Here is a 21,981-nt window from a genome sequence, read left to right as displayed (position 1 = left end):
CAGGGAGCGGGCCGGACGATCGACAGCGGGACGAGGTGGACGGCCCCGGGCTCACTTCGGGCTGACCGACTGCACGTCGATCCGCCGGTCGGCCTTCGCCGCCATCGGCTGCTTCACCTCCACGGTCACGTTGTACTCGCCGACCATGTCCACGGTCGCCTGCGCCTGGTACACCCCCGGCCGCCCCGCCACCTCGGCCATCACGATCGGCCCCTGCCGGTGCATCATCGGCATCGCCACCATGTCCGTGTAGGCCACCACCTGCCCCTTGGTGATCGGGTCGTACGAACCGGGGGCGCTCACCCGCGCCTCGACCGCCACCTTGAGATCGCCCAAGTGCTCGGCGGTGATGTCGATCGACGCCTGGACCGGGCCGCCGGCCTGCTGCGGGGGCGTGTCCGCCGCCGCGAGCGAGGCCGTCGGCCGGGTCGCGACGAACGCCACGATGCCCAGCACCAGGGCCAGCGTCACCCCGATGCACAGTCCCAGCACCGCGCCCTGCCAGAACTGGCTCCGGTCCGCGCCGGCACGCCGCCCGGCCCTGCCGCCGGTCACCGCGACCTCCGCCGCTCGACCAGGGCCGACCGGTCGGGCATCCGGGCGTCCGGCAGCCTCACCGGGCCGCCCGACGACGCAGGCGTGGGCCCCACCGGGTGGTCCGGCAGCGGGATCAGCCCGGCCTGCCGGGCCGCGTGCACCCGGAACAGGCCCCACTGCCCGCCGGTCAGGTGTCGGGCCAGGGTGTTGGACCGGTAGAGGTAGTCGCCCGCCACCGCACGACGTCCGCCCGCGCCGCCGGTCACCGCCGGGTCGAGGACGATGTCGTAGACCACGCCGGGGTTGAACTGCCCCTGGTTGGCCGCGAGCTGCGACTGCGGGTCCAGGGGCGCGCGGCGCCAGAGGTGGCCGTGCAGGGCGAAACTCGTCGACCGGGGGTCGCCCACGGCCTGTGCCACCCGGAACACCGTCTTGTCACCCGCGTACGCCTGGAACAGCGGCGTCGACGGGTCGCCGTGCACCGCGGAACTGAAGATGTCGGTGATGTTCCGGTCCCGGGCGAAGCGGTGCGACCACGGCTCGTTGCGGTAGTTGACGGAGAACTCGCCCTGGTCCTCCGGGTCGTCCGCCTCCCGACCCGGTGTCGTGACCAGGTCGAAGTTGTCCGGCACCGGCTGCCCGTCGGACCGGAACAGCGACAGGTCGCTGTTGAGCAGCACGATGTTCTCCCGGAAGTCCGGCTGCGTCGGGTGCGTGATCACCGCCCGCGCGCCGCTGGTCAGCGGCTGCCCGGTGACCGGGTCGAGGTAGGCGGACCCGGCCGGTTCGATGACCAGCGCCCCGTACAGCCCGTGGTGCAGGTGGTTCTGCACGTCCCCGCGGTCCTCCAGCAGCGCCATCCCGGTGAGGTTCTGCGGCAGGTACCACCGGTAGGTGAGCTGGCCGCCGGGCGCGACCGTGCTGTCCGGGTTGCCGCCGATGTTGGACCCCGCCGACGCCTCGGCGTGGTCGACGAGCTGAGGTCGCAGCGACACCCTGGCGCCCACCGGGAACGGCTGGAAGCCCGGCACGTTCGCCTCGTTGCCCGGCGGCTGGTCCAGGCACGCCGGGTAGGTCAGCACACCCTGCTTGAAGCCGAGCTGGCCCGGTTCGATCGCCTCGTGGCAGTGCGGTCGCATCTTCGCCGGGTCGAGCTGGTTCTTCAGCGTCACCTCGACGCAGTCGCCCGAGTTGGCGCGGATCACCAGCGGCTCGGCCGCCTTGGTGCCCGCGCGGATCGCGGGGACGTCCGCCTCCAGCGCGTACATCAGGCCGTTCGGGTCGTGGTCGCCCGCCTGGTTGTAGGGGATGTCGTGGTTGATCGCCGCCACCGTGAACCGCTTCACCGACGCGGCCGACGGACACGGGTCGGGGAAGTCGGCGGGAGCCGCCGGAGGCTGTGCGGTGACGGGAAGCTGCGGGCAGTCACCGCCCGGGTTGTCCGCCAGGGCGCGCAGGTCCCAGCCCGACTTGGGCGGCTTGCGGCAGCCGGATGCCTCCAGCGTGCCCCACGTGCCCAGGAACCAGTCGTCCGCTCCGGTGTAGTGGTACATGTACTCCCGGAACAGCGACGGGTGCTGGTAGTCGGCGAGCACGTCGTTCAGCGGCACCTCCGCCTCGAACGCCTCCAACATGCCGATGTGCTGTGCCTGGACGATGTTCGACTCGGGATCGCGTGGTTCGTGCTTCCACCGGAACCGGTCGAGGGTGAACCCGTGCGACTCCTCCTGGGAGAGCTGGAAGAGCCGGAACTTGACCAGGTCGCCACCGTTCGCCCGCAGCCGCGGCGTGTAGGGCACCCGGTGCGGGCCGAGGGTGAAGAGGTCGGCCGGGTCGGCGCCGCGCCGGTGCTCGAACGGCTCCAGCCGGTAGTTGATGCCCATCGCGCCCTGGTCGTCCGTGCTGGACGGGAACTTCGCCGGGAAGATCGGCACGCCCTCGGGGGTGACGAACTGGTCGTCGTTCGCGGTGTTCGGGTCGTTCGGCCGGAACATCGGCACGTGGTCCTCGACGAACAGCGAGAAGTTGCGGTAGTCGCGGCCGTCGGTCGGGTTGCCCCGGTAGTCCGTGGTCGGCTGGCATTCCAGGTCGAAGACGGTGCCCACCTTCGGCACGCCGATGGGGTCCGACGTCCTGGGGTAGCCCGCCGTGCAGCCGGGCGGGTGGATGCTCGCCCCGCCGAACAGGCCGTTGTCCTGGTGCACGTTGGGGAAGAAGTGGTCGTGGAACGAGTTGGTCGACGTGTTCTCGTGCACGAAGTTGCGGTAGGTGATGGTCTGGCCGGTGTCCGCGCCCTGGTCGTAGTTCCACCCGTTGGCCGCGCCGTCGGAGGACAGCACGTCGAACTGGACCATGTGCTGGTGCAGGCCCACCTCGTTGGTCACCTGCGCGCGGTCGAACACCGTGCCGCCGAACTGCTCCGGCAGCTCGTTGGTCAGGTGGTACACGACGCAGTCGCCGACGTTCAGGATGGGTGCGAACGGCTCGGGTTTCTTCCCGGCGAGCACCGCCTGTTTGTCCTCCTGCAACACGTACACCCGGGACTGCGGGTTCCGCCAGCCGAGGTCGGGGTGGTAGGGCTGGCTGATCTCCACGGCCGCGACGTCGAAGGTCTTCGTCGGCCGCCCGGCCGGGCACGGGTCCTGGAAGAACCCGCCGGCGACCTGGGCGTTCGGGTCGGCCGCGGCCTTCTCCAGCGCGGTGGGCGGGAACGTGCCCGTGGCGGACCGGCTGGACACGCCCAGCGGTGGCTTGGGCGCCTTGTGGCCGAACGCGCCCGGCACGAAGTGCGGGTAGCCCGGCGCGGACGCGGCCGGGTTCGGCGGGTCCTGCCTGCCGGCCACCGCGGGCTGGTAGTCGAAGTCCTCCAGCGGCAGCAGCGCCGGGATCGGGGTGCCGTCGGGGTTGGTGCGGGCGCCCGTCTCCCGCTTGTCCAGGGTGCGGTTGAGCCCCCACATGCCGGTGGCGAAGTGCGGGTACAGGTGGCAGTGGAAGATCACGTCGCCGAACGTGGCGGGCTTGCCCAGGTGCCCCGAGCCCGCGCCGCCCTGGGCGACCAGCCCGTAGTGCGCGCCCGGTGAGACCGCCTGCACGTCCAGCAGGTTGGTGGTCGTGGTGCGGTGGGCGGGGTTGCTGACCGCGGCCAGGCCGCCCTCGTCCTTCGGGTCGAACGGCCAGCGGTTGACGTGCCAGTGGAAGGTGTGGGTCTCGAACTCGGCCGGGTGCAGCAGCCGGATCTGCATCGGCTCGCCCCGGTAGTTGGCGAAGACGAGGTCACCGCCGCCGGGGTCGCCGTAGGCCCACGAGGACAGCGAGGTCTCCTCGCCGACGCAGGCCGCCGCGTCGAAGCCCTGCCCCGCGCGCACCGCGGCCGGGCAGTCGACCTCCTCGCGGTTGAAACCCGGCTCGGAGCGGTAGTTGAACGCGAACCACTCCAGCTTCACCGGCACCTCGTCGTTGACCAGCGCGTCGGCGTCCCCGCCGCCCAGTCCGGGCAGGGCGCCCTCGGTGAGCTTGGCCAACTGCGCCGCGGTGGGCTCGACGCACTCGTTGCCGACTTCCTCGTCCTCGGACCCGTCGCGGCACAGGCGGGTCAGGACGCCCGGCTCGGCCTCGACCTCGTCGTGCATGAACAGCACGTGCTCGCGGAAGTCGGGCTGGTCCGGCTGCTTGATGACCGCGCGGGTGCCGGAGGACAGCGGTGCGCCGGTGCGCTGGTCCACCCAGGTCGCGCCCGGCGGCTCGACCACGATCGCGCCGAACGCGCCGAACGAGTGCGAGCCGATGAAGCGCACCTTGCCGTCGATGTCGACCGGGCGGGTCTGCTGGGACGAGAAGTCCGCGCCGTCCTTGAACTGGAACTCCCCCTCGGCCTGCGCGAACAGCCGGTAGGTCGCGGTCTGGCCGGGCGCCGCGGTGGAGTCGGGGTTGTTGCCGACCACCGTGCCGTCCGAACCGGTCACGTCATAGTCGAGGCCGTCGAAGTGCATCGACGCGTGCGGCGCGGTGCTCGGGTCGAAGTCGTTGTCCGGCCGGGTCGCGGCGGGCGCGAACTCGCGCGGGTTCGGGGTGTGCGCGCCGGGTGCGCGCAGCGTCTCGCCCGGCAGGGTGAAGATCGAGGCGTCGCGGTCGAACGAGGGCGCCGGCTCGTGGAGCCGGTTGGTGAACCGGATCTCGACGCAGTCACCCTGGTTGACCCGCACCGTCAGCGGCTCGATCAGGTCGTTCTCGTCGGCCCGCGACGGGTCGGCGGCGTGGGCGAAGTTCGCGCGGACGGTGGAGATGTTCTGGTCCAGCACGTACATGCGCCCCTCGGGCACCACGTCGCCGAAGCGGTTGAGGAAGATCGGGACGTTGATCAGCGACACGTCGAACGCCTTCGGCGTCTGGCCGGTAGCGCACGGGTTGCCGGGAGCCGCGGGCAGCCGTTCCGCGGTCGCCTCCCCCACCAGCCACATGGACACGCCGACAGCGGTGATCCAGAGCCCGACCGCCATCCCCAGCAGCGCCTTCAGCAGCGGGCGCGGCCGTCGTCTGACCCGGACGAAGATCACCAGCGCGACGGCCAGTGTCATGATCACCGGGCCGAGATCCGTGAGCGCAGCGTTCATCGAAGCCCCCCTCGTCGTCCGTCAGCGCGCAGTGCGGGTGATGGCCGGCTCGACTGCCCGTCTATTCCCCATGACGGGTAATTGCTTGCCGCGCCTGGAAGTTCGGCTCGATCCCCCACGGATTGACGCTGATCCCCTAAGCCATGCTGGCCAGAATGTGAGGGATGTGTCAAGAACCGGGTGGGTGCGGAAGTTCAGCGGGATCACGGCGCGCACCCGACCGGCGGCACGGGTGTCGCATCCCTCGTACTCGCACCGGATGCGCGCGGACTCCTTCGGTCAGCGGAACACGCAGTCGCCGGGTCGGCCTAACGGCGCGGCCGGTTTGTCCATTATGGACAGACTCTCGAATCGCCCACTGTCCACATCGGCCGGTGCGCCGTTTCCCTGCTGGGCAACGAAGTCCGCTAACTCCTGACGGTGCCGTACATCCCGCGCGGGCGGATCGGTTGCGGTTGTGGCGGTTTTCGCGTCCAGCTCCCAGTCTTTCGCGTACGCCGCGCCGGTCGGAGAGCCCGTCTGCCAGGTCGGGCAGTGCCAACGTCCGCAACCGGGCGGCGGCCAGTTCGAGGGTGCACGCCGGCGAGGTCACCTTCGATGGACACGGTGTGGCCCGGTTCGCGTGATGGTGAAGGAGACCGCCGCCAACGGCTGGATCTGCCTGCCCGATGATCCATACGCCCGGCAGGAGGTGGTGTCGCCGGCGGAGCCCGCGGCGCGGGTGCCCCGGCAACTGCCTGGTGCGACGCCGCACTTCGCCGGGCGGTCCGGTGAACTCGCGCGGTTGTCGGAGATGTTGCACCACGACAGCCATGCGGTCGTGATCTCGGCGGTCGACGGAACCGCGGGGATCGGCAAGACCTCGCTCGCGGTGCAGTGGGCGCACCAGGTCGCGGACCGGTTCCCGGACGGGCAGCTCTACCTGAACCTCCGCGGTTACGACCCCACCGGCCAGGCGGTCGGCCCGGCCGAGGCGGCGCGGAGCTTCCTGGATGCGCTCGGAGTCGCGCCCGAGCGGGTTCCGCCCGACGTGGCCGCGCAGATCGACTTGTACCGCACGATAACCGCGCGACGGCGGATGCTGATCGTGCTGGACAACGCCAACAGCGCCGAGCACGTCCGACCCCTGTTGCCGGCGGGGGCGGGTTGTATGGCGCTGATAACCAGTCGCAGAAGGCTCACCGACCTGGTGGCCGCGGGCGCGCGTCCGCTGACGCTGGACCTGCTCACCGAGGCCGAAGCCCACCAGCTCCTCGTCCGCCGGTTGGGCGTGGTCGTACGAGAAGCTCCCCGCCAGGGCGGCGCGGCTGTTCCGGCTGATGGCGCTGCACCCCGGCCCCGACATCGACGACCGGAAGCCGTGCCCGCCGGTCGGCTCCCCGGGTCGCCCGCCGCTCCTCCGTCGGCACGGGCTCGGCGTCCTGTGCCGGCGATCAGCCGACCGGTTCCATCAGGTTCGTCACCAGGATGGGGCCGTCGAACGGAGCGGGCCAGGTGACGGTCACGCCGTCGCCCTTGACGCCCTTTCCCGGAAGGGTGAAGCTGACCGCTGCCACGGGCAGCCCGGGGTTGTTGCCGGCGCCGGTCGTGCGGATGTAGGCGACCGCCTCGCGTCGGTCCCCGAGGTTGATCTCGGTGTGCTCCGGGTCCTGGCCGCCGCCGATCTCGATGTCGATCGGGTCTCCGTCCTCCGTGGTGAAGCTGATGTCGCTCAGCGTGCCGCCGATGGTGCAGTAGGTCTTGTCGGCCGCGGTGAGGTGGATGGCGAACAGCTTGCCGGTCGCTTCGGGCGAGACGTGCTCGGCCACCTCGAACTCCAGGTCGGCGCTCTCGCACCACCCGCGGGCCGCGTTTTCGAGTTCGCCCGACGGCGCGGTGATGTTGCCGCGGGGCGCGGAGCCCGACACGGGGCTGGTGCTCGTGGTCGCGCCGGCCGGCGTGGGCGACGCGCCGGGTTGCGCGGCTCCGCACGACGTCAGAGCCAGCGCCCCACTGGACAAGGCAGCGGCGAAAGCCAGCGAGCGCGCCACGCTCCTGCGGTTCCGGGTGAGTGTCATCGCGTTCTCCAAGGTGTTCCGCTGGTTCGGTAACCCGTTTGTGGGCGGACACCTCAGTGGACGCGGTCTCCGGTCGGCGGTTCGGCGAAAGCCCCGTACGAGGAACGATCGGGCAATCGGGCTGCCTCGTCGTCCCGCTCTCCCTCCGCCACCGGTAATCGACTGTGTACTTCCCCGCCCCGCCGGCAGGTGCCAAGGTGGAGATCGATGACCTTGAGGAGTGACCGTGGGCGGAAGGCTGATCGGCGCACGCGTGAGCCGCGCGGAGGACGTGCGGATGCTCACCGGGCGGGCGGTGTTCATCGATGACGTGCGGCCACCGGGCGTGCTGGAGGCGGCCGTCCTGCGCAGCCGGCACCCACACGCCCGGATCGTGCGCGTCGACACGACGGCGGCGTCCGCGCACCCCGGCGTGTTCGCCGTCGTCACGGGCGCGGACGTGCGGTCACTGGTCCGCAAGCCGCAGCCGGTGATCTGGCGCCTCGGGCCCGACGCGCCGGAGACGGTCGCGTACCCGCTCGCCGTCGACAAGGTGCTCTACCCCGGACACGGGGTGGCGGCCGTCGCCGCCGTCGACCGCGCCACGGCCGAGGACGCGCTGGAGCTGATCGAGGTCGAGTACGCGCCGCTGCCCGCCGTCACGACGCTGGAGCAGGCGCTGGCGCCGGACGCGCCCCGCCTGCACGAGGACTGGCCGGACAACGTCGCCGGCCGCACCACCGTGGCGCAGGGCGATGTGGAGACGGCGTTCGCGCGGGCCGACGTGGTGCTGCGCGAGACGTTCCGCTTCGCCCGGCAGATGGGCACGCCGCTGGAGACGCGGGGCGTCGTCGCGACGTGGGATCCGTTCACCTCGCGCTTGGACGTGTGGCTCAACACCCAGGCCCCGCACCTCGCCCGCGAACTCTTCGCCGAGGTGCTGGGCCTGTCGGCGGACAAGGTGCGGGTGCGCGTGCCCGATATCGGCGGTGGGTTCGGCAACAAATTCGACTTCTACGGTGACGAGGTCGTGGCCGCCGTGCTGTCCCGTGCGGCCGGGCGGCCGGTGAAGCTGGTCGAGGACCGGCGGGAGAGCTTCGTCGCCACCGTGCACTCGCGGGAGCAGCGCATCGAGGTCGAGCTGGCGGCCCGCGCCGACGGCACGATCACCGGCCTCCGGGGCACGCTGCACGGCGTGCTCGGCGCGAACTTCAGCACCGTCGGCCTCAGCCCGTGCTGGACGACCGCCGCCGTCATGACCGGGCCGTACGCGATCCCGGCGTACGAGATGAACGTCGTCGGCGTCGTGACCAACAAGACCCCGTACGGCTCGTACCGGGGGTACGGGCTGCCCAAGGCGAACTTCGTGCACGAGCACCTGGTCGAAGCCCTCGCCCGCCGCCTGGGCCTCGACGCGCACGACGTGCGGCGGCGCAACTTCGTGACCGACTTCCCTTACCAGAGCCCGGTTTTCGTCTACGACAGCGGCCGGTACGCCGAGTGCCTCGACCTGTGCCTGGACGCCGTGCGGCGCGCCGGGTGGGCGGACTTCGTGACCGACGCGCGGGCGCGCGGCGCGCACGTCGGCATCGGCTACTCCTTCCACAACGAGGTGTCGGCGTTCGCTCCGTCCCGGATCGTCAACATGGCGGGCCTCGACCACTCCGGCTTCGACGAAGCCGTGGTGCGCATCGACTCCACCGGGCACGTCACCGTCCACACCGGACAGACCTCGATGGGGCAGGGCATCCACACGGCGCTGGCGCAGGTCGCCGCGCACGCCCTCGACGTGCCGCTGGACCACGTCACGGTCGTCGCCGGCGACACCGACTCCAGCCCCTACACCGGGTACGGCACCGCCGCCAGCCGGGCCGCCGCGGTCGGCGGCGCGGCCGTCCTCAACGCCGCCACCCGCTTGCGCGCCAAGGTGTTGCGCATCGCCGCGCACGTCCTCGAAGCCTCACCGCACGACCTCGTGATCACCGACGGCGTGGTGTCGGTCGCGGGCGTCCCGGGTCGGACCGTGAGCTTCGCCGACATCGGCGACGCGGCGTACCGGCGGCCCCACGGCGTGCTGCCGGACGACGAGCCGCCGACGCTGCACGAGCGCGAGGTGTACGACCCGGTCAACGTCGCCACGGCGTTCGGCTGCACCGCCGTGCTGGCCTCCGTCGACGTCGAGACCGGCGTGGTGAACCTCCTCGGCTACCTCATGGCGCACGACTGCGGCACGATGATCAACCCGATGATCGTGGACGGCCAGCTCGCCGGCGGCGCCGCGCAGGCCATCGGCGGGGCGCTGTACGAGCGGCTGGCCTACGGCGCGTCCGGTGAGGCGTTGACGCAGTCGTTCGCCGAGTACCTGCTGCCGACGGCGACCGTGGTGCCACCGGTGGGGATCTCCCACATGGAGACACCCGCCGAGCACATCCCGGGCGGCTTCAAGGGGGCCGGCGAGGCCGGGGTGATCGGCGGCGGGGCCGCGATCGCGCACGCCGTGGAGGACGCGCTGTCGGAGTTCGGGGTGCGGATCACGACGTTGCCGATCACACCGCCGGACCTGCTGGCGGCGATCCGCGAGGGGGGCAACCGGTGAAGGCCGCGCCGTTCGAATACCTTCGTGTGTCCACGGTGGACGAAGCGGTGGGCGCGCTCCGGCCGGGCGCCGTCGTGCTGGCGGGCGGGCAGAGCCTGGTGCCGCTGCTGAACACGCGGTCACGGCGACCGGAGGTCGTGGTCGACGTGTCCCGGCTCCCGCTGACCGGCATCGAGCAGAACGGCTCGTCGCTGGTGCTCGGCGCGCTGACCCGGCTCCGCGCCGCCGAGACGTCCCCGGTCGTGCGCCGGGTCGTGCCGTTGCTGGCGGAAGCGCTGACCCACGTCGGCCACGTGTCCGTGCGCAACCGGGGCACGGTCGGCGGCAGCGTCGCGCACGCCGACCCGGCGGCCGAACTCCCGGCTGTCCTCCTCGCGCTGGACGCGGTCTTCACGGCTCGGAGTCCCGGTGGCACCAGGACGATCGACGCCCGTGACTTCTTCCGAGGCCCGCACCGCACCGCGCTCGCGGCCGACGAACTCCTGACCGGGATCCGCGTGCCGCTGTCGCCGTCGGCGACCGGCCACGGCATCGCCGAACTGAGCCGCCGCCCCAACGACCTGGCGGTGACGGCGGTCTTCACGTCGCTCACGCTCGACGACGGCGTCGTCACCGACGCCCGCATCGCCGTGGCCGGCGCGGCGCCGACCCCCATCCGGGCCCACCAGGCGGAAAGCCTCTTGCGACACCAGGTCCCCACGGCCGACGTGCTGGCAGCGGCGGCCGAAGCGGCGGCGGCGGCGACCGACCCGATCGGCGACGTGCACGCCCCGGCCGCCTACCGCCGCGACATGGCGGCCGTTCTCACCCGCAGGGCACTACGACAGGCGGTAGCCGAGTGAAGATCACCCTCACCGTGAACGGCCACACCCGTGCGGCCGACTGCGAACCACGCCGCACGCTCGCCGACTTCCTCCGCCACGACCTGGGTCTCACCGGGGTGCACGTCGGCTGCGAGCACGGCGCGTGCGGCTCGTGCACGGTCCTGCTGGACGGTGCGACAGCCAGGTCCTGCTGCGTCCTGGCGGCGCAGGCGGACGGCTCCGCCGTCACCACCGTGGAGGGCCTGGCGACCACGTCCCTGAACCCGCTCCAGGAGTCCTTCCGCCGCCACCACGCCCTGCAATGCGGCTTCTGCACGCCCGGGATGCTCGCGGTGGCGACGGAACTGTTGCGGGACAACCCGTCGCCCACGGAAGCCGAGATCCGCACGGCGATCGCGGGCAACCTCTGCCGCTGTACCGGCTACCAGACCATCGTCACCGCGATCGCCGCGGCACGCGACGACGACGGGCGACGGCAGGAACACGAGGCCATCCCTCCACCGCACCAGGATCGGTCGCACTAGGGCCGCCCGACGGACCACGCGGCCGGACGACGGCTCGGCAGCTCACGGCGGACCCGGTGCGGCGGTGCTGATCACGGATGACCGTGCTCTCCGGGTGCCGTGAGGCCGTCGAGTTGCCGTTGCACCCGCTCGACGACGGTGTCGCGACCCTGCTCCCGGTAGAGCTGGAGCGCTTCCCTCCACACCTCTCGGACGCGGGGGTGTTGCCCGAGGGCCGCGTGGGAGTGCCCGAGGTTGTCCAGGGTGGCGGCGATCTCGTAGGTGTTGCCGACGTCGCGGTACAGGGCGAGGGCTCGGTGGTAGTGCTCGACGGCATGGTGGTGCCGGCCGGTGTAGGCGGTGTGCGAGTAGAAGTCGACCACCCGTTCCAGCGCGTCGGGCAAGTCCTGGGCGGTGGTGGCGGCGTTGTCCGGCACGACCAGCATCCGCCGGTCGGCGACCAGGCTGCGGAACAACGCGGCACGGGCATCCAGGCGGGCCGGGACGCGGTCGGGGGGAATCCCGAAGGCGTCGAGGAATCTTCTCAGCGCGTCCTCCGGGGTCGTCGGCGGGCCGGTGGCGCTGAAGCCGTGCAGGTCCACGAACAACTGCCCGTCGGGGAACCGGTCCAGGTGGCGGTGGGCCCGGACAACCGCCGGACACGGGACGACCGCCGACCGCCGCCGGGCTGGGTGATGACAGGTGCCCGGTCGGCGGCGACGGTTCTGGCGGCGTGGCGCTGATCGCGCGTGTCGACCGGGACGCACCCGGCCGCTGCGCTCTCGGCTATCGCTTGTGGATGATCCAGCGCTGGTCGCGCCGCTCGGACTCGCACCGCGTGAGGATCAATTCCTTGTAGACGCCGTTGTGCGTGACGCAAAGGCCGGTGTTATCCAACTCGAACTGCCAGGAATGGTAGCCGTCGGGGGACTTGCCCTTCCACTTTTGATTTCCGACGCTGCCGCAGGGTCGGCCTGCCAGCTTGCCGTCGATCGAGGTCGCACACCACCCGTACTTCTTGTTCTTGATGGTGCCGTCGTCGGAGATGAACCAGGTCTGGTTGTCCTCTCCGTGGCGCGGGTGGGCGATGATCGGATACTGGGGATCCCAGGCCCAGTTGGTCTGGTCCCACACATCGCCCGGTCGGGCGACGCTTTCGAGTTCCCACTCGTCCTGTGGCGCGTCGAGGTGGTCGGCGTTGGAGGTCGGTGCGATGAGCAGTGCCGAGGCAGCCATGGCGACGGCGCCGAGGATTCGTTTGAACTTCATTCGCATTCCTTCCGGCGTGGGTGTTTCGCGTACACCGTCGAGTAAACGCGTCGGACCGGATCTGCGAGCGGCGGAGACAACTATGGTGGCGATAAATGACCCGGTCCGGTCGGAGTGGGCGTTGTGCCGGTCACGGACGTGACAGTGGCGAGTGCCGTCAACCCACCGTGTGGGGCACGGCGGGGTGACGCCGATGGCGGATCGCCGCAGCGGTTGCTTGCCTGGCGTCAAGAGAGCCGGGCACGGGCTCTCGGGGCCTGCCGGCGCCCGACCGCTCGCTCTGCTGCAAGGTCGGCGAGCAGATCTTTGACTTCGCGGACGGCCTGCGGGGCGGTGAGCCGGTCACCGCGAAGCGACCCGACACCGCGAGTGAATGGATAGAGTCGGGCCAGTGACCTACCGGGCCGTGTATTCCTTGTCGCGCCGACTGATCGTGGTCGGCGGGTTGTTGTTGACGGCCGCCTGTCAGGTGGCCGGGCCTTCGGCGGGAGGGTCCTGCATGGTGTGGGGCACCGGCCCGGAGGCCGCGGAGCACTGTGACCGGGAGATCGAGGACTCCTCGCGGCGCGCGGAGATCAGCGCGTCGCAGCGGGCCGCCGCGGAGGCCGCTTACGAGCCGATCGACCGGGTGGTGCGGCTGTCCGGGGAGTGCTTCACCGAACGGGGGTTCCCCTGCCACGGCGCACGGCCGAGTCGGCAGCCCACGCAGGCGGATGTCGAGCAGTTGACGCGGGACCTGGAGCAGGCGGGCCACCGGGACTTCGTGGTCCGGATCGCGGGCGAGGGCGATCCCGCGCCCGTGGGCTCCCTGCTGTCGGCGTTCAAACTCGGCGGCGACACCTGCGTCATCGGGTACCTGTCCGCCGTGCCCGGCGGAACCAGTGGTCGGGACATCACCGGCCTGCTGCCCAACGGTCAATGCCTGGAGGACTAGCGAGACGCCCGGACTGTCGTGGCCGTGGACGGCGACGACGGCCCGAGGCTCACTGTGGTGTGCCTGGTGCGTACGGGTTCTCGATGACGGTCGGCGCGATCCATACGCCATCGGGGAACCCGACCGCGCCGCACCGCTCCCGCGCGTCGGCGAGCGTCGCCGACGCTTCGTAGGCCCGCGCCGAGTCGGCGCTCGCCATGTCCATCACCACCACGACCGTATGGGGCTCGTCCACGGCCTGGTAGGAGCCGGTGACCACCAGGCCGTGCTCGCGGCGGGCGGCGTCCAGGGCCGGATCCCAGAACCAGCGCGCCCAACGGTCGATGTCGACAACCCGCTGCTTGACCAGCATGACCCCCACGACAGCCTCCTCAAATAGAGCGATCGTTCGTTTTGCACGATAGCAGCGTCGACCCACCCGCACAACGAGCGATCGTTCGTTTTAGGGTGGGCGCATGCCCCGCCTGACCCCGCAACGCTGGGCCGCCCGACGCCGGCAGATCCTCGACGGCGCCCGCGGCTGCTTCCTGCGCAACGGCTTCCACGCCACCTCCATGAAGGACGTGGTCGACGCGGCACACATGTCACCCGGAGCGGTCTACAACCACTTCACCTCCAAGGACGAGCTGATCGCGGCGATCTGCGAGCAGGCGCTCGCCGAGGTCACCGAGACCTTCGACCGACTCCTGGACAGACGCCCGCTGCCGCCGCTGGACGAGGCGCTGACCGCCGTGTTCCAGCACGACTCGCCGCTGGACGCACAACGGGACTCGGCCCGCCTGCTGGTCCAGATATGGGCGGAGTCGATTCGCTCCCGACCGCTGGCGGCCCGGGTCGAGCCGATCTTCCAGGCCGTCCGCGGTGTGCTCACCAGCCTCGTGAACGGCTACCGGGAGCAGGGCGCGATCCCCGCCACGGCCCCGGCCGAGGACATCGCCGACGTCCTGCTCGCGACCCTGCAGGGCACCATTCTCCGGCAGGCCGTCCTCGGCGACGTCGACCTCCAAGCGCTGCGACGCGGAATCCGCGCACTCTGGCCACAACCGCCGTCCGCAGCACCGCGGGAGCGCACACCCTGAACGCCCTCACACACCCGATCCGGAAGCACGCGGGCACGACAGCGGCTCCTCGCCATCGAGGCACGCACAGGCCCGCCTCACACGTCGTCCTCATCGTCGAAGTCGTCGGAATCCTCCGCGCCCAACAGGTCGGCCGCGTTCAACGGCGTGGCCGCCGGCCGGGAGCCGGCGACCGACCCCAGCGGGCCGCCACCCGGCAGCGAGGCCGGGTTCTCGCCGAGGCCGATCGCGAACGGCGTGTCGGACAGGCGGTTCGCGATCACCGCCGTGGCCTTCGCCATGATGTCCGCCACGTTGCTCCGGCCGACCAGACCGTTCTCCAGCAACGAGTTCAGCATCCCGCGCGCGCTCTCGAAGTCCAGCTTGTGCCGCTGCATGAACAGCGCGATGACCTCGTTGACCTGGTTGGGGTCGGCGGCCAGCTTCAGCCCGACCAGGTTGAGCTGGTCGCTCTTGATGGCGTCGGCGTAGAACTCCATGTCCGCCCGCTTCATCGCCAGCTCGTGCGCCTGCTGCTGCCGCTGCCGCTCCAGCTCGTACCTCGCGCGCTGGGCCTCCAAGCCGAGCTGCATCTCCTGCTCGGCCGCCCGCAGGCCGAGGTCCTGCCGGGTCGCCTCGGTCGCCCGCAGCCGCGCCTCCAGCGCCCGCGCGTGCTCCTTGCGCCGGCGCACCTCGGCCGCCGTGCTCTCGTCCAGGCTGAGCGCCACACCGCAGTCCAGCAGCCCCACGCCCTGCCTGAGCGTCCGCTTGCCCGCGAGCCCGAACGCCTGGTGCGCCTCCTGTTCGGCGGCTGCCACCTCCTCGATCGGGTGCTGGACCGTGATTTCCCGGAGCTTCCCGGTCACGTGCGACTTCACGATGAACTCGGCGTCGGTCAGGTTCGTCTCCACCGCCGCCACCGGGTCGGTGATCCGCCACGACACGGTGAACTGCGCGAGGAAGCTGTACGCCCGCTCGGCACTGGGCACCCGCACGGTGAGGGTGCGGTTGACCACCGAGGTGTCGACCAGGAACACCGCGCGCAGACCCGCGCCGTCGCCGAGGCCGAGCTGGTGGGTCAGGTGCTGGTAGTTGCCGTGCCGGTCGAGGTAGACCGTCGCCTGGTTCGAGCTGGGCACCGGCCGCTTCTTGAACAGCTCCCGGTACGTCACGTCCACCCGGGTGACCAGCGGCGCGGTGTGGCTCGGGTTCCGGTTGATCACGGTCGGTCCTCCTCTTGGTCCAGTGCGGCGAGCAGATCGGCGACGGCGTCGCGGGGGCCGTTGCGGGCGCGGGCCCATTCCTCCAGGTGGAACCGGAGCGTCGCCGGGTCGCCGGTCTTCCGCGCGAGGTCGGCGAACAGCCTGCCCACGGGCGCGCGCTGGGTGGCGTCGCGCTGCGCGGTCTTCACCCAGCGGCGGAACACCTCCACCATCTCGTCCAGGTAGAACGGGGCCTCCATGGCTCGGGCGACCAGCGTGACGACCGCCTCGCGCCGGGTGACCCGCCGCGTGCCCACCACCACGCGGTCCTCCCGCTCGGCGGCGCGCGAATCGACCTCGGCCACCCAGAGCAGGCCCGGCCACGGCTCGGTGCTGCCGTCCTCGGACACCTGGAGGTAGACGCTGAGCTGCACCACGCAGATCAGCGCGGTAGCGCGCACCGCGGGCTTGGTCGACACCGACCACTTGATCAGCTCGCCGAGCACCGCGTCCAGCTTGTCGTGCTCCACCACCAGGTTCGTGATCGCGTCGGCGATGGCGATCACCATGGCCGGTGTCTCGGTGTCGGCGGCCCGGCGCAGCCGCTTCAGCGACTCGGCCGTCGTCATGATCGGCAGCACGCCCAGCGCGGCCACGGCCGCGACCCGCCGGCCGGTCACCGTGAATCCCTGGAGCCACTGGTCGATCATGCGGGCCAACAGCGGCTGCATCTCCGGCTGCATCGCGGGCAGCCGCAGCGCGCCGAGCACCGCGTGTCGCTCCCACGCGGCGTTCTTGTCCGCCCAGCGCTCGATGACGTGCCGACGCGCGTGCTCGAACTCCGACAGGCTCAGCAGTCCGACCGCGACGCCGACCCGGAACCGCACGTCCCGATCCGACGAGCTGCCCGACTCGCGCAGCCAGTCACGCACCACGGCGTGCGCCTCCGGGTACTCCAGCCAGACGTGTTCGAGCACCCGCCGCGGCCGGTGCGGGTCGCGGTAGCCGACCACGTCGACGGCGAGGCTGCCCAGGTCGCCGTCCTCCACCCGGGTCGTGATCTCGGCTTCCACCTGCTCGGCCAGCGACAGCGTGCACACCGCGAACACCTTGCGGGTGCGGTCCCGGTAATCGGGCGCCTCGGCCGCCTGGATCGCCTTCGCGAGCTTCGTCGCGTTCTCCGCGACGGTCGCCAGCGGCAGCCCGTCGAACACCGCGAGCCCGATCGCGAACGCCCGGTGCTCGTTGTCGGTCAGCCCGTCGAACCACTCGCGGAAACGCGACTCGGCGTGTGCGGCGTAGCGCTGCCGCACGTCGGCCAGCTCGCGCTCGCCGAGCACCACCGAGCACAGGCCGCGCCCGAACTCGCCGAGGTCGTGCGCGCTCAGCGACCGGCCCACCACCTCCTCGACCAGCTCGGCGAACTCCTGGAAGTCGGCGAGGTCCTGCTGGGGCTTGCCCGCCCGGCGCAGTCCGTCCTGGAAGTGGCTGAGCACCAGCGCCCGGTCGTCCAGCCGGGCCGCGCCGTCGACCAGGAAGCTGTCGACCTCCCGTTCCCGCAACGGGGTGTGCGCGGAGACCAGGACTACCATCCGCGCGCCCGCCTCGTCCAGCCGCCGCTTCCACTGGTCCAGCGCGAACGCCGACAGCGAGGCCGCCTGGCCGATCTCCAGCGCCTCCAGCAGGTAGCCGTGGTCGGCGGCCAGTTCGACCGGGGTCGACGGCAGGCGCAGATCGATGTCCGGGCTGAGCTTCTCCACGCCGCGGGCGCATTCCCGGGCCAGCAGGTGCAGCGCGGTGGCGGTGCGCCCCCAGCCCGAGGAAGCGCGCAGCAACAGGATGCCGTTGTCCCGCAACCGTTCCCTCAGCTCGCGGTAGTTCTCCGGCGACACGTAGGTGGCGGTGATCGAGTTCAGCACGTCCGGCGCGATGGGCCCGGTGGGCACGGAGCCGTGCCCACCGGGTCCGAGCGTCGAGCCGGCCTCGACCAAGCCGATCGTGTTGGCCACGAACACGTTGCCGACGTTGCCCCGCTCGCCGAGCAGCGCGGCGACCGCGTTCTCCAGCGCGCGGCTGTTCTGGTGCAGGTGGCGCGCCTTGGACGGGTCCGTCGCGGTCGCCTTCGCGTCCTCGGCCTTCTCCTCGGGCTGGTCCGGTGTCCCGTCCGGCTTCGGCTCCTCCGGCTTCCCTTCGGCCGGCTCGGGCGCCTTCTCCTCCTCGTCGGGCTGCTCGTCGCTCACGGCGCGCTCCCGAAGTAGGTGCGCGCGTCCACGGAGGGGATCGACGGGGCGTTCAACACCGAGCCGATCGAGTTCCCGGTGAACGTCACGTTCAGGTCGGCCCCGGTTCCCGTTGCCGCGACAGCTTCCGGCCCGTCACCGGGCACCGGCGGCGCCACGTAGCCCGGCACGCGGGCCCACACCCGGCCGGTCGGCTCGTCCAGCGGGCGGAACGACTCCGGGCGCAACCCCCGGAACCCCTGCCGGACCACCGCGCGGTACACGTCGTCGGTGACCAGCACGACCGCCTGCCCGTGCTCCGCCCGCCGCAGCACCGCCTTGCCCTGCTCCGCGTTCGCCGCGCGGAACGCCGTCGTCATCGCCTCCCCGACCCAGCCGTGGTCGTCGCGCGCCACGAGTCCGAAGTGGACGGCTACGCGCAGCCGGGTCCACTCGGCCCGACCGCGGTCGGCGTTGCGCTTGGCCAATTCGTCCAGCACGGACTCGACGAGCGGGTCCAGCACCGGCAGCACCTCGCAGTCGAACACCACGAGCACCCCGTCGCCGAGGTCGTCGACCCGGTGCGGCACACCGCTGGACTCGGCCGCGGCCAACGCGGGCTCCAGCACCCGGTAGAGCGCGGCACGCAGCTCGGCCTTCTCCGGGTCGGTCCGGTCGCTCGACCGCTCCACGTCCACGACGAGGATCGAGCGGCTGACGGGTTCGGTCTCCACTTCATCTTCTCCTCTGCGGTTGGTCCGTCCTGACTTCTGCCCCGGGCAGCTCACCGCGCGCGCAGACCGCGTCGAGCACGGCCGCGATCCCGTGCGCCACGACCGCGTCCCGCACCAGCCGGTATCCCGCGCCGTACACCGGGTCCGGCGACTTGAGCGCGGCCTCGCGCACCGCGTCGGCGAACGGGGCGCCCTGCCGCTTGAGCCACGCCCCGGCGAACAGCTCGCACACGCCCTCCTCGACCGCCGGCGTCAGCTCCCGCGCCCCACGCTCGAACAGCCACGCGTGCCCGATCTCGTGCGCCACCGTCGCGCCGAAGTGCACCGGTGTCAGGCCGCGCGCGATCTCGATGCCGAGCACGCCGCTCTCCTGCCGGGACATCCAGGTGTGCGTGCGCCCCAGGCACAGCACGTCGGGGTCGGTGTTGATCGAATCCGGGTCGACCAGCGTCACCTTCACCCGCCGGTCGAGCCGGATGCCCAGCGCCGCAACCTCTTCCCGGACGCGCGGGATGTGGGCGCGGGCGGTCGCCTGGTCCTCCACCGCCTGCCGCCGGCACGCGGGGCAGCGCACCGTCGACGCGGTGAACGCGGCCCACCCGCGCTCGCCCACGTGCCGGGGCCGCGCGCACAGCACGCACCGGCCGACCTCGGGGTGCCGGACGCAGGTGACCTCGCCCCGCATGGACACCACGTAGCGGTCCGCCGCCGGCCGGCCGCACACCGTGCACAGGTCCCCGGACGCGCTCACGTCACCGGACACGCCCACGTCACCGGACACGCCCACGTCACCGGACATGCTCACGTCACCGGACATGCTCACGTCACCGGACATGCTCAGGTCACCGGAACCCAGCGCCGGGTGCGCGGGTCGCGCCGCCACCCGCCGGTCTGCTGCGGTGCGGGCGGCGCCACCCGCTCGGGCGGGGACAGCAGCGAGTCGAAGTACCGGCCCCACTCCTGTGCGCTCGGCCGCAGCGCGGGATCGTCGCCCAGCGCGGCGCGCGCCAGCCGCGTGCCCTCACCGGTCAGCACGCCCTCCAGCCGCGCCGGGTCGCGGGCCGTCGACGCGAACGGGCCGGGGGTGAGGCAGCGCAGCACGAACAACCCGAACTTGTAGCGGTCGGTCGCCTGGTTCAGGGTGTCCTCGGGCGGCTCCCAGTCCGGCGCGTTGAGCTGGCGCACCACCGCGACCGCGCCCTTGATCCGGATCGCGTCGCAGTCGACCAGCATCACGCACGGCCGCCGCACGAGCTGGAACACCGCGTTCTTCGGGTTGATGTCGCCGACCACCAGGTCCGCGCGGTGCAGCAGGTGCAGCGCGAGCGCGAAGTCCCGGCACACCAGCAGCCGACCCGCCAGGCCGGGCACCGGCATCCCCAGCCGCAGCGACCGCTCCGGGTCGACGAACAGGTGCTGCACCTCCCGCAGGGTCCGGGCCGACGCGCCGCTGGGCATGACCCGGTCTTCGAAGTACGCCGCGGGGATCAGCCGCATGAGCACGCCGAGCACGTCGCCGCGCTCCTCGACCGTGCGCACCGGCCACGCGGTCGACCGGTCCAGCCGCCCGCGCAGGTCCTCGTCCATGCGCAACCGGCGTCGCACGACCGCGGCCAGCCCCTGCGGCGGCGCGTGCCCGACCTTGTACTGCTTGTACACCAAGGGGCCCGGCACATCGGGCAGCGCCGCGTGCGGCGCGCTGTACACCCTCGCCTGACCGCCGGACCCGAGCAGCGCGCCCAGCGGCCCGATCTCGGTGGCGGTGACGGTGTGCTCGGTCACGTCCGCGCCACGGGCCAGAACGCGACCGCGGTGCGGTCGTCGTCGAAGCTCTTGCGCGCGAACCCCACCTGGGCGGCGAAGTCCAGCGCCGAGGCGGGCGGCACGGCCCACGCGTCCGCGAGGAACGCGCCGACCGCGCCGGTGCCGTGCCCGAGCGGATCACCGACGCCGTCGGTGACGACGGCCAGCGCCTCCCCCGGCGCGACGGTGGTCCGCACCGCGACCGGTTCGGCCGGCGGCGGCACCGGCAACGCGTGCACCGAGCCCGAGTGCAGCTCCGCGCCGTCGTTCTTCACCGCCGCCTGCGGCTCCCACCGCTTGCCGTCACGGAGCACCCAGGCCGAGGTGTCCCCGATCGACAGCAGGTGCACGGTGTGCGCGCCGTCGACCGGCCGGAGGTCGACCACGGCGTACAGGACGGTGGTCGCCAGGTGCCCGGCGACCTCGCGGAGGTCGGCGTCCTCGCGGCCCAGCAGTTCCCGGCCCCGCCGCTCGATCCGGTTCGCGACGCTCCGCACGAACGCGCCCCACGGGAACCCCTGCGGCTCCGTGGACGCCAGCGCCGCCGCCAGCTTGGCGGTCGCCCACCGGGCCGCGTAGATCGCGGCCTTGTGCGACATCGGCCCGGACGACACCCCGTCGGCCACGCCGATGACGAAGTAGCGGCCGTCGTCGGTGCGGCGGAAGCCGTACTCGTCCTGCCGCACGCGCCCGTAGTGCCGGTGCGACAGCCCGCGCACGCTCGCCGCGCGCACCTCGGCGATCGGCTTCTTCGGCCCGTCCAGCAACACGAAGCCGTCCAGCACGGTGTCGCGCCGGTCCCAGCCGGCCGGGTCCGGCACCGGGACGACGTTCGCCGCCGCCCGGCCCGGGTCGCCGACCTCGTACGGCCGCACCCCGCCGCGCCAGTCCGGTGCGGGCGCGGCGGGCGGGTCGGCGTGGTGTCCGGTCGCGGTGTCCATCAGACGAAGTCGTCCGAGGAGTGCGCGGTGATGCCCGGCGGCAGGTCTTCGCGGTCGGGCAGCAGCAACCCGGAGCCGCCCTGCGCCATGCTCTGCCCGGAGGCCAGCATGCTGGAGATCAGGATCTCCGCGATCGCCGCGATGGCGTCGGCCGGATTTTGCCCCTGCCCCATCAGGTAGAGCTGCATGGCCTTGGGGCCCGAGGGCGGGTAGACCACGGTCGCCAGCGTCGCCGGATCGGCCTCGTCCACGCCGCAGGGCACCAGGTTCGGGTAGGTCGGGAAGTTCTCGGTGAGGTCGCGGAACGCCGAGCGCCAGTCGTCCACGTGGTCGGTGGGCAGGCCGTCGCTGACGAAGAACACCGCCGGGCGGTGGACCATGAAGCCGTCCGCCTTGAGCTGCTTGACGTTGCTCTCGATCTCGGCGCGCAGCAGGCGGAACGCGGCGGCGTACGAGGTCGCGCCGCGCACGGTGAGGGAGGGCAGGGTCACGCTGTCGTCGAGCAGGTCGCACAGCGGCAACCGGACCTGGGCGTCGCTGCCGAAGTCGATCACGCCGAAGCGGACCTTGTCCGACAGGATCGGCGCGTCGGCCAACGCGTCGGTCACCTGGGGCATGATCCTGTTGGCTTGGTCGAGCTTGTCGCCGCTCATCGACAGCGAGACGTCGATGACGAGGTAGAACGGCAGGAGCTTGGCCTTGTCTCTCTCCACCG

19 protein-coding genes are annotated in these 21,981 nt (G+C 71.9%); 6 read left to right on the top strand and 13 right to left on the bottom strand.

All coding sequences use genetic code 11. The features are described from left to right. Positions 1-51: 51 nt before the first annotated feature. Both ACQPZF_RS12030 and ACQPZF_RS12025 read right to left on the bottom strand, forming a co-directional pair. Positions 52-555 carry a FixH family protein gene (locus ACQPZF_RS12030; protein ID WP_433271304.1) on the bottom strand — a complete coding sequence of 168 codons (504 nt, stop codon included), beginning with the start codon at positions 553-555 and terminating at the stop codon, positions 52-54. Then, positions 552-5,147 carry a hypothetical protein gene (locus ACQPZF_RS12025; protein ID WP_433271302.1) on the bottom strand — a complete coding sequence of 1,532 codons (4,596 nt, stop codon included), beginning with the start codon at positions 5,145-5,147 and terminating at the stop codon, positions 552-554. The genes ACQPZF_RS12030 and ACQPZF_RS12025 overlap by 4 nt, the downstream gene beginning before the upstream one ends. Before the next feature lie 625 nt (positions 5,148-5,772). Here ACQPZF_RS12025 and ACQPZF_RS12020 point away from each other — a divergent pair. Further along, entirely contained in the window at positions 5,773-6,645 is an 873-nt protein-coding gene (locus tag ACQPZF_RS12020) for a hypothetical protein (RefSeq protein ID WP_433271300.1), read from the top strand. Here the strand turns inward: ACQPZF_RS12020 and ACQPZF_RS12015 are convergent. Continuing rightward, positions 6,581-7,204 carry a hypothetical protein gene (locus tag ACQPZF_RS12015; protein ID WP_433271299.1) on the bottom strand — a complete coding sequence of 208 codons (624 nt, stop codon included), beginning with the start codon at positions 7,202-7,204 and terminating at the stop codon, positions 6,581-6,583. The genes ACQPZF_RS12020 and ACQPZF_RS12015 overlap by 65 nt on opposite strands. A 226-nt stretch (positions 7,205-7,430) precedes the next feature. Between ACQPZF_RS12015 and ACQPZF_RS12010 the strand changes: the two genes are divergently transcribed. From ACQPZF_RS12010 to ACQPZF_RS12000, 3 genes are read left to right on the top strand one after another with little or no spacing between them, the layout of a single operon-like run. Then, positions 7,431-9,779 carry a xanthine dehydrogenase family protein molybdopterin-binding subunit gene (locus tag ACQPZF_RS12010; protein ID WP_433271297.1) on the top strand — a complete coding sequence of 783 codons (2,349 nt, stop codon included), beginning with the start codon at positions 7,431-7,433 and terminating at the stop codon, positions 9,777-9,779. Further along, entirely contained in the window at positions 9,776-10,621 is an 846-nt protein-coding gene (locus ACQPZF_RS12005) for an FAD binding domain-containing protein (RefSeq protein WP_433271295.1), read from the top strand. The genes ACQPZF_RS12010 and ACQPZF_RS12005 overlap by 4 nt, the downstream gene beginning before the upstream one ends. Further along, entirely contained in the window at positions 10,618-11,127 is a 510-nt protein-coding gene (locus ACQPZF_RS12000) for a (2Fe-2S)-binding protein (RefSeq protein ID WP_433271293.1), read from the top strand. The genes ACQPZF_RS12005 and ACQPZF_RS12000 overlap by 4 nt, the downstream gene beginning before the upstream one ends. A 71-nt stretch (positions 11,128-11,198) precedes the next feature. Here the strand turns inward: ACQPZF_RS12000 and ACQPZF_RS11995 are convergent, their stop codons facing one another. Together ACQPZF_RS11995 and ACQPZF_RS11990 are read right to left on the bottom strand one after the other, a co-directional pair. Then, positions 11,199-11,708: a tetratricopeptide repeat protein gene (locus tag ACQPZF_RS11995; protein ID WP_433271291.1), complete on the bottom strand. Its 510-nt coding sequence runs from the start codon at positions 11,706-11,708 to the stop codon at positions 11,199-11,201. Between the two features lie 184 nt (positions 11,709-11,892). Next, positions 11,893-12,375, bottom strand: a complete 483-nt coding sequence (locus tag ACQPZF_RS11990; RefSeq protein ID WP_433271288.1) for a ricin-type beta-trefoil lectin domain protein — start codon at positions 12,373-12,375, stop codon at positions 11,893-11,895. A gap of 391 nt (positions 12,376-12,766) precedes the next feature. On the opposite strand from ACQPZF_RS11990, the gene ACQPZF_RS11985 reads away from it, so the two are divergent. Then, complete coding sequence (locus tag ACQPZF_RS11985; protein WP_433271286.1) at positions 12,767-13,309, top strand: hypothetical protein; 543 nt, start codon at positions 12,767-12,769, stop codon at positions 13,307-13,309. 49 nt (positions 13,310-13,358) lie between these two features. Here ACQPZF_RS11985 and ACQPZF_RS11980 read toward each other — a convergent pair whose 3' ends face one another. Further along, positions 13,359-13,670 (bottom strand): hypothetical protein, encoded by a 312-nt coding sequence (locus tag ACQPZF_RS11980; protein ID WP_433271285.1) that lies wholly within the window; start codon positions 13,668-13,670, stop codon positions 13,359-13,361. A 94-nt stretch (positions 13,671-13,764) separates the two neighbouring features. On the opposite strand from ACQPZF_RS11980, the gene ACQPZF_RS11975 reads away from it, so the two are divergent. Next, positions 13,765-14,388, top strand: coding sequence for a TetR/AcrR family transcriptional regulator (locus tag ACQPZF_RS11975; protein WP_433271283.1), 624 nt, complete (start codon positions 13,765-13,767; stop codon positions 14,386-14,388). A gap of 77 nt (positions 14,389-14,465) precedes the next feature. Here the strand turns inward: ACQPZF_RS11975 and ACQPZF_RS11970 are convergent, their stop codons facing one another. The 7 genes from ACQPZF_RS11970 to ACQPZF_RS11940 are packed head-to-tail and all read right to left on the bottom strand — an operon-like array spanning position 14,466 to position 21,979. Beyond that, on the bottom strand, positions 14,466-15,590 hold the full coding sequence (locus ACQPZF_RS11970; RefSeq protein WP_433271281.1) for a hypothetical protein: 1,125 nt from the start codon (positions 15,588-15,590) through the stop codon (positions 14,466-14,468). Beyond that, entirely contained in the window at positions 15,587-17,809 is a 2,223-nt protein-coding gene (locus ACQPZF_RS11965; protein ID WP_433271278.1) for a hypothetical protein, read from the bottom strand. The genes ACQPZF_RS11970 and ACQPZF_RS11965 overlap by 4 nt, the downstream gene beginning before the upstream one ends. After that, complete coding sequence (locus tag ACQPZF_RS11960) at positions 17,806-18,522, bottom strand: hypothetical protein (protein ID WP_433271277.1); 717 nt, start codon at positions 18,520-18,522, stop codon at positions 17,806-17,808. Before ACQPZF_RS11960 ends, ACQPZF_RS11965 begins: the two co-directional genes overlap by 4 nt. A 1-nt stretch (position 18,523) precedes the next feature. Beyond that, positions 18,524-19,357: a protein DA1 gene (locus ACQPZF_RS11955; protein WP_433271275.1), complete on the bottom strand. Its 834-nt coding sequence runs from the start codon at positions 19,355-19,357 to the stop codon at positions 18,524-18,526. Positions 19,358-19,359: 2 nt separating this feature from the next. Next, positions 19,360-20,304 carry a hypothetical protein gene (locus ACQPZF_RS11950; protein ID WP_433271273.1) on the bottom strand — a complete coding sequence of 315 codons (945 nt, stop codon included), beginning with the start codon at positions 20,302-20,304 and terminating at the stop codon, positions 19,360-19,362. Next, positions 20,301-21,266: a protein phosphatase 2C domain-containing protein gene (locus tag ACQPZF_RS11945; protein WP_433271271.1), complete on the bottom strand. Its 966-nt coding sequence runs from the start codon at positions 21,264-21,266 to the stop codon at positions 20,301-20,303. Before ACQPZF_RS11945 ends, ACQPZF_RS11950 begins: the two co-directional genes overlap by 4 nt. Next, positions 21,266-21,979, bottom strand: coding sequence for a vWA domain-containing protein (locus tag ACQPZF_RS11940; RefSeq protein ID WP_433271269.1), 714 nt, complete (start codon positions 21,977-21,979; stop codon positions 21,266-21,268). Before ACQPZF_RS11940 ends, ACQPZF_RS11945 begins: the two co-directional genes overlap by 1 nt. Positions 21,980-21,981 lie beyond the last annotated feature (2 nt).

Source organism: Actinosynnema sp. CS-041913 (genome assembly GCF_050942485.1).
GTDB lineage: Bacteria > Actinomycetota > Actinomycetes > Mycobacteriales > Pseudonocardiaceae > Actinosynnema.
Note: the sequence above shows the minus strand (reverse complement) of the source record. Positions and strands in the feature narration are given on the sequence as shown.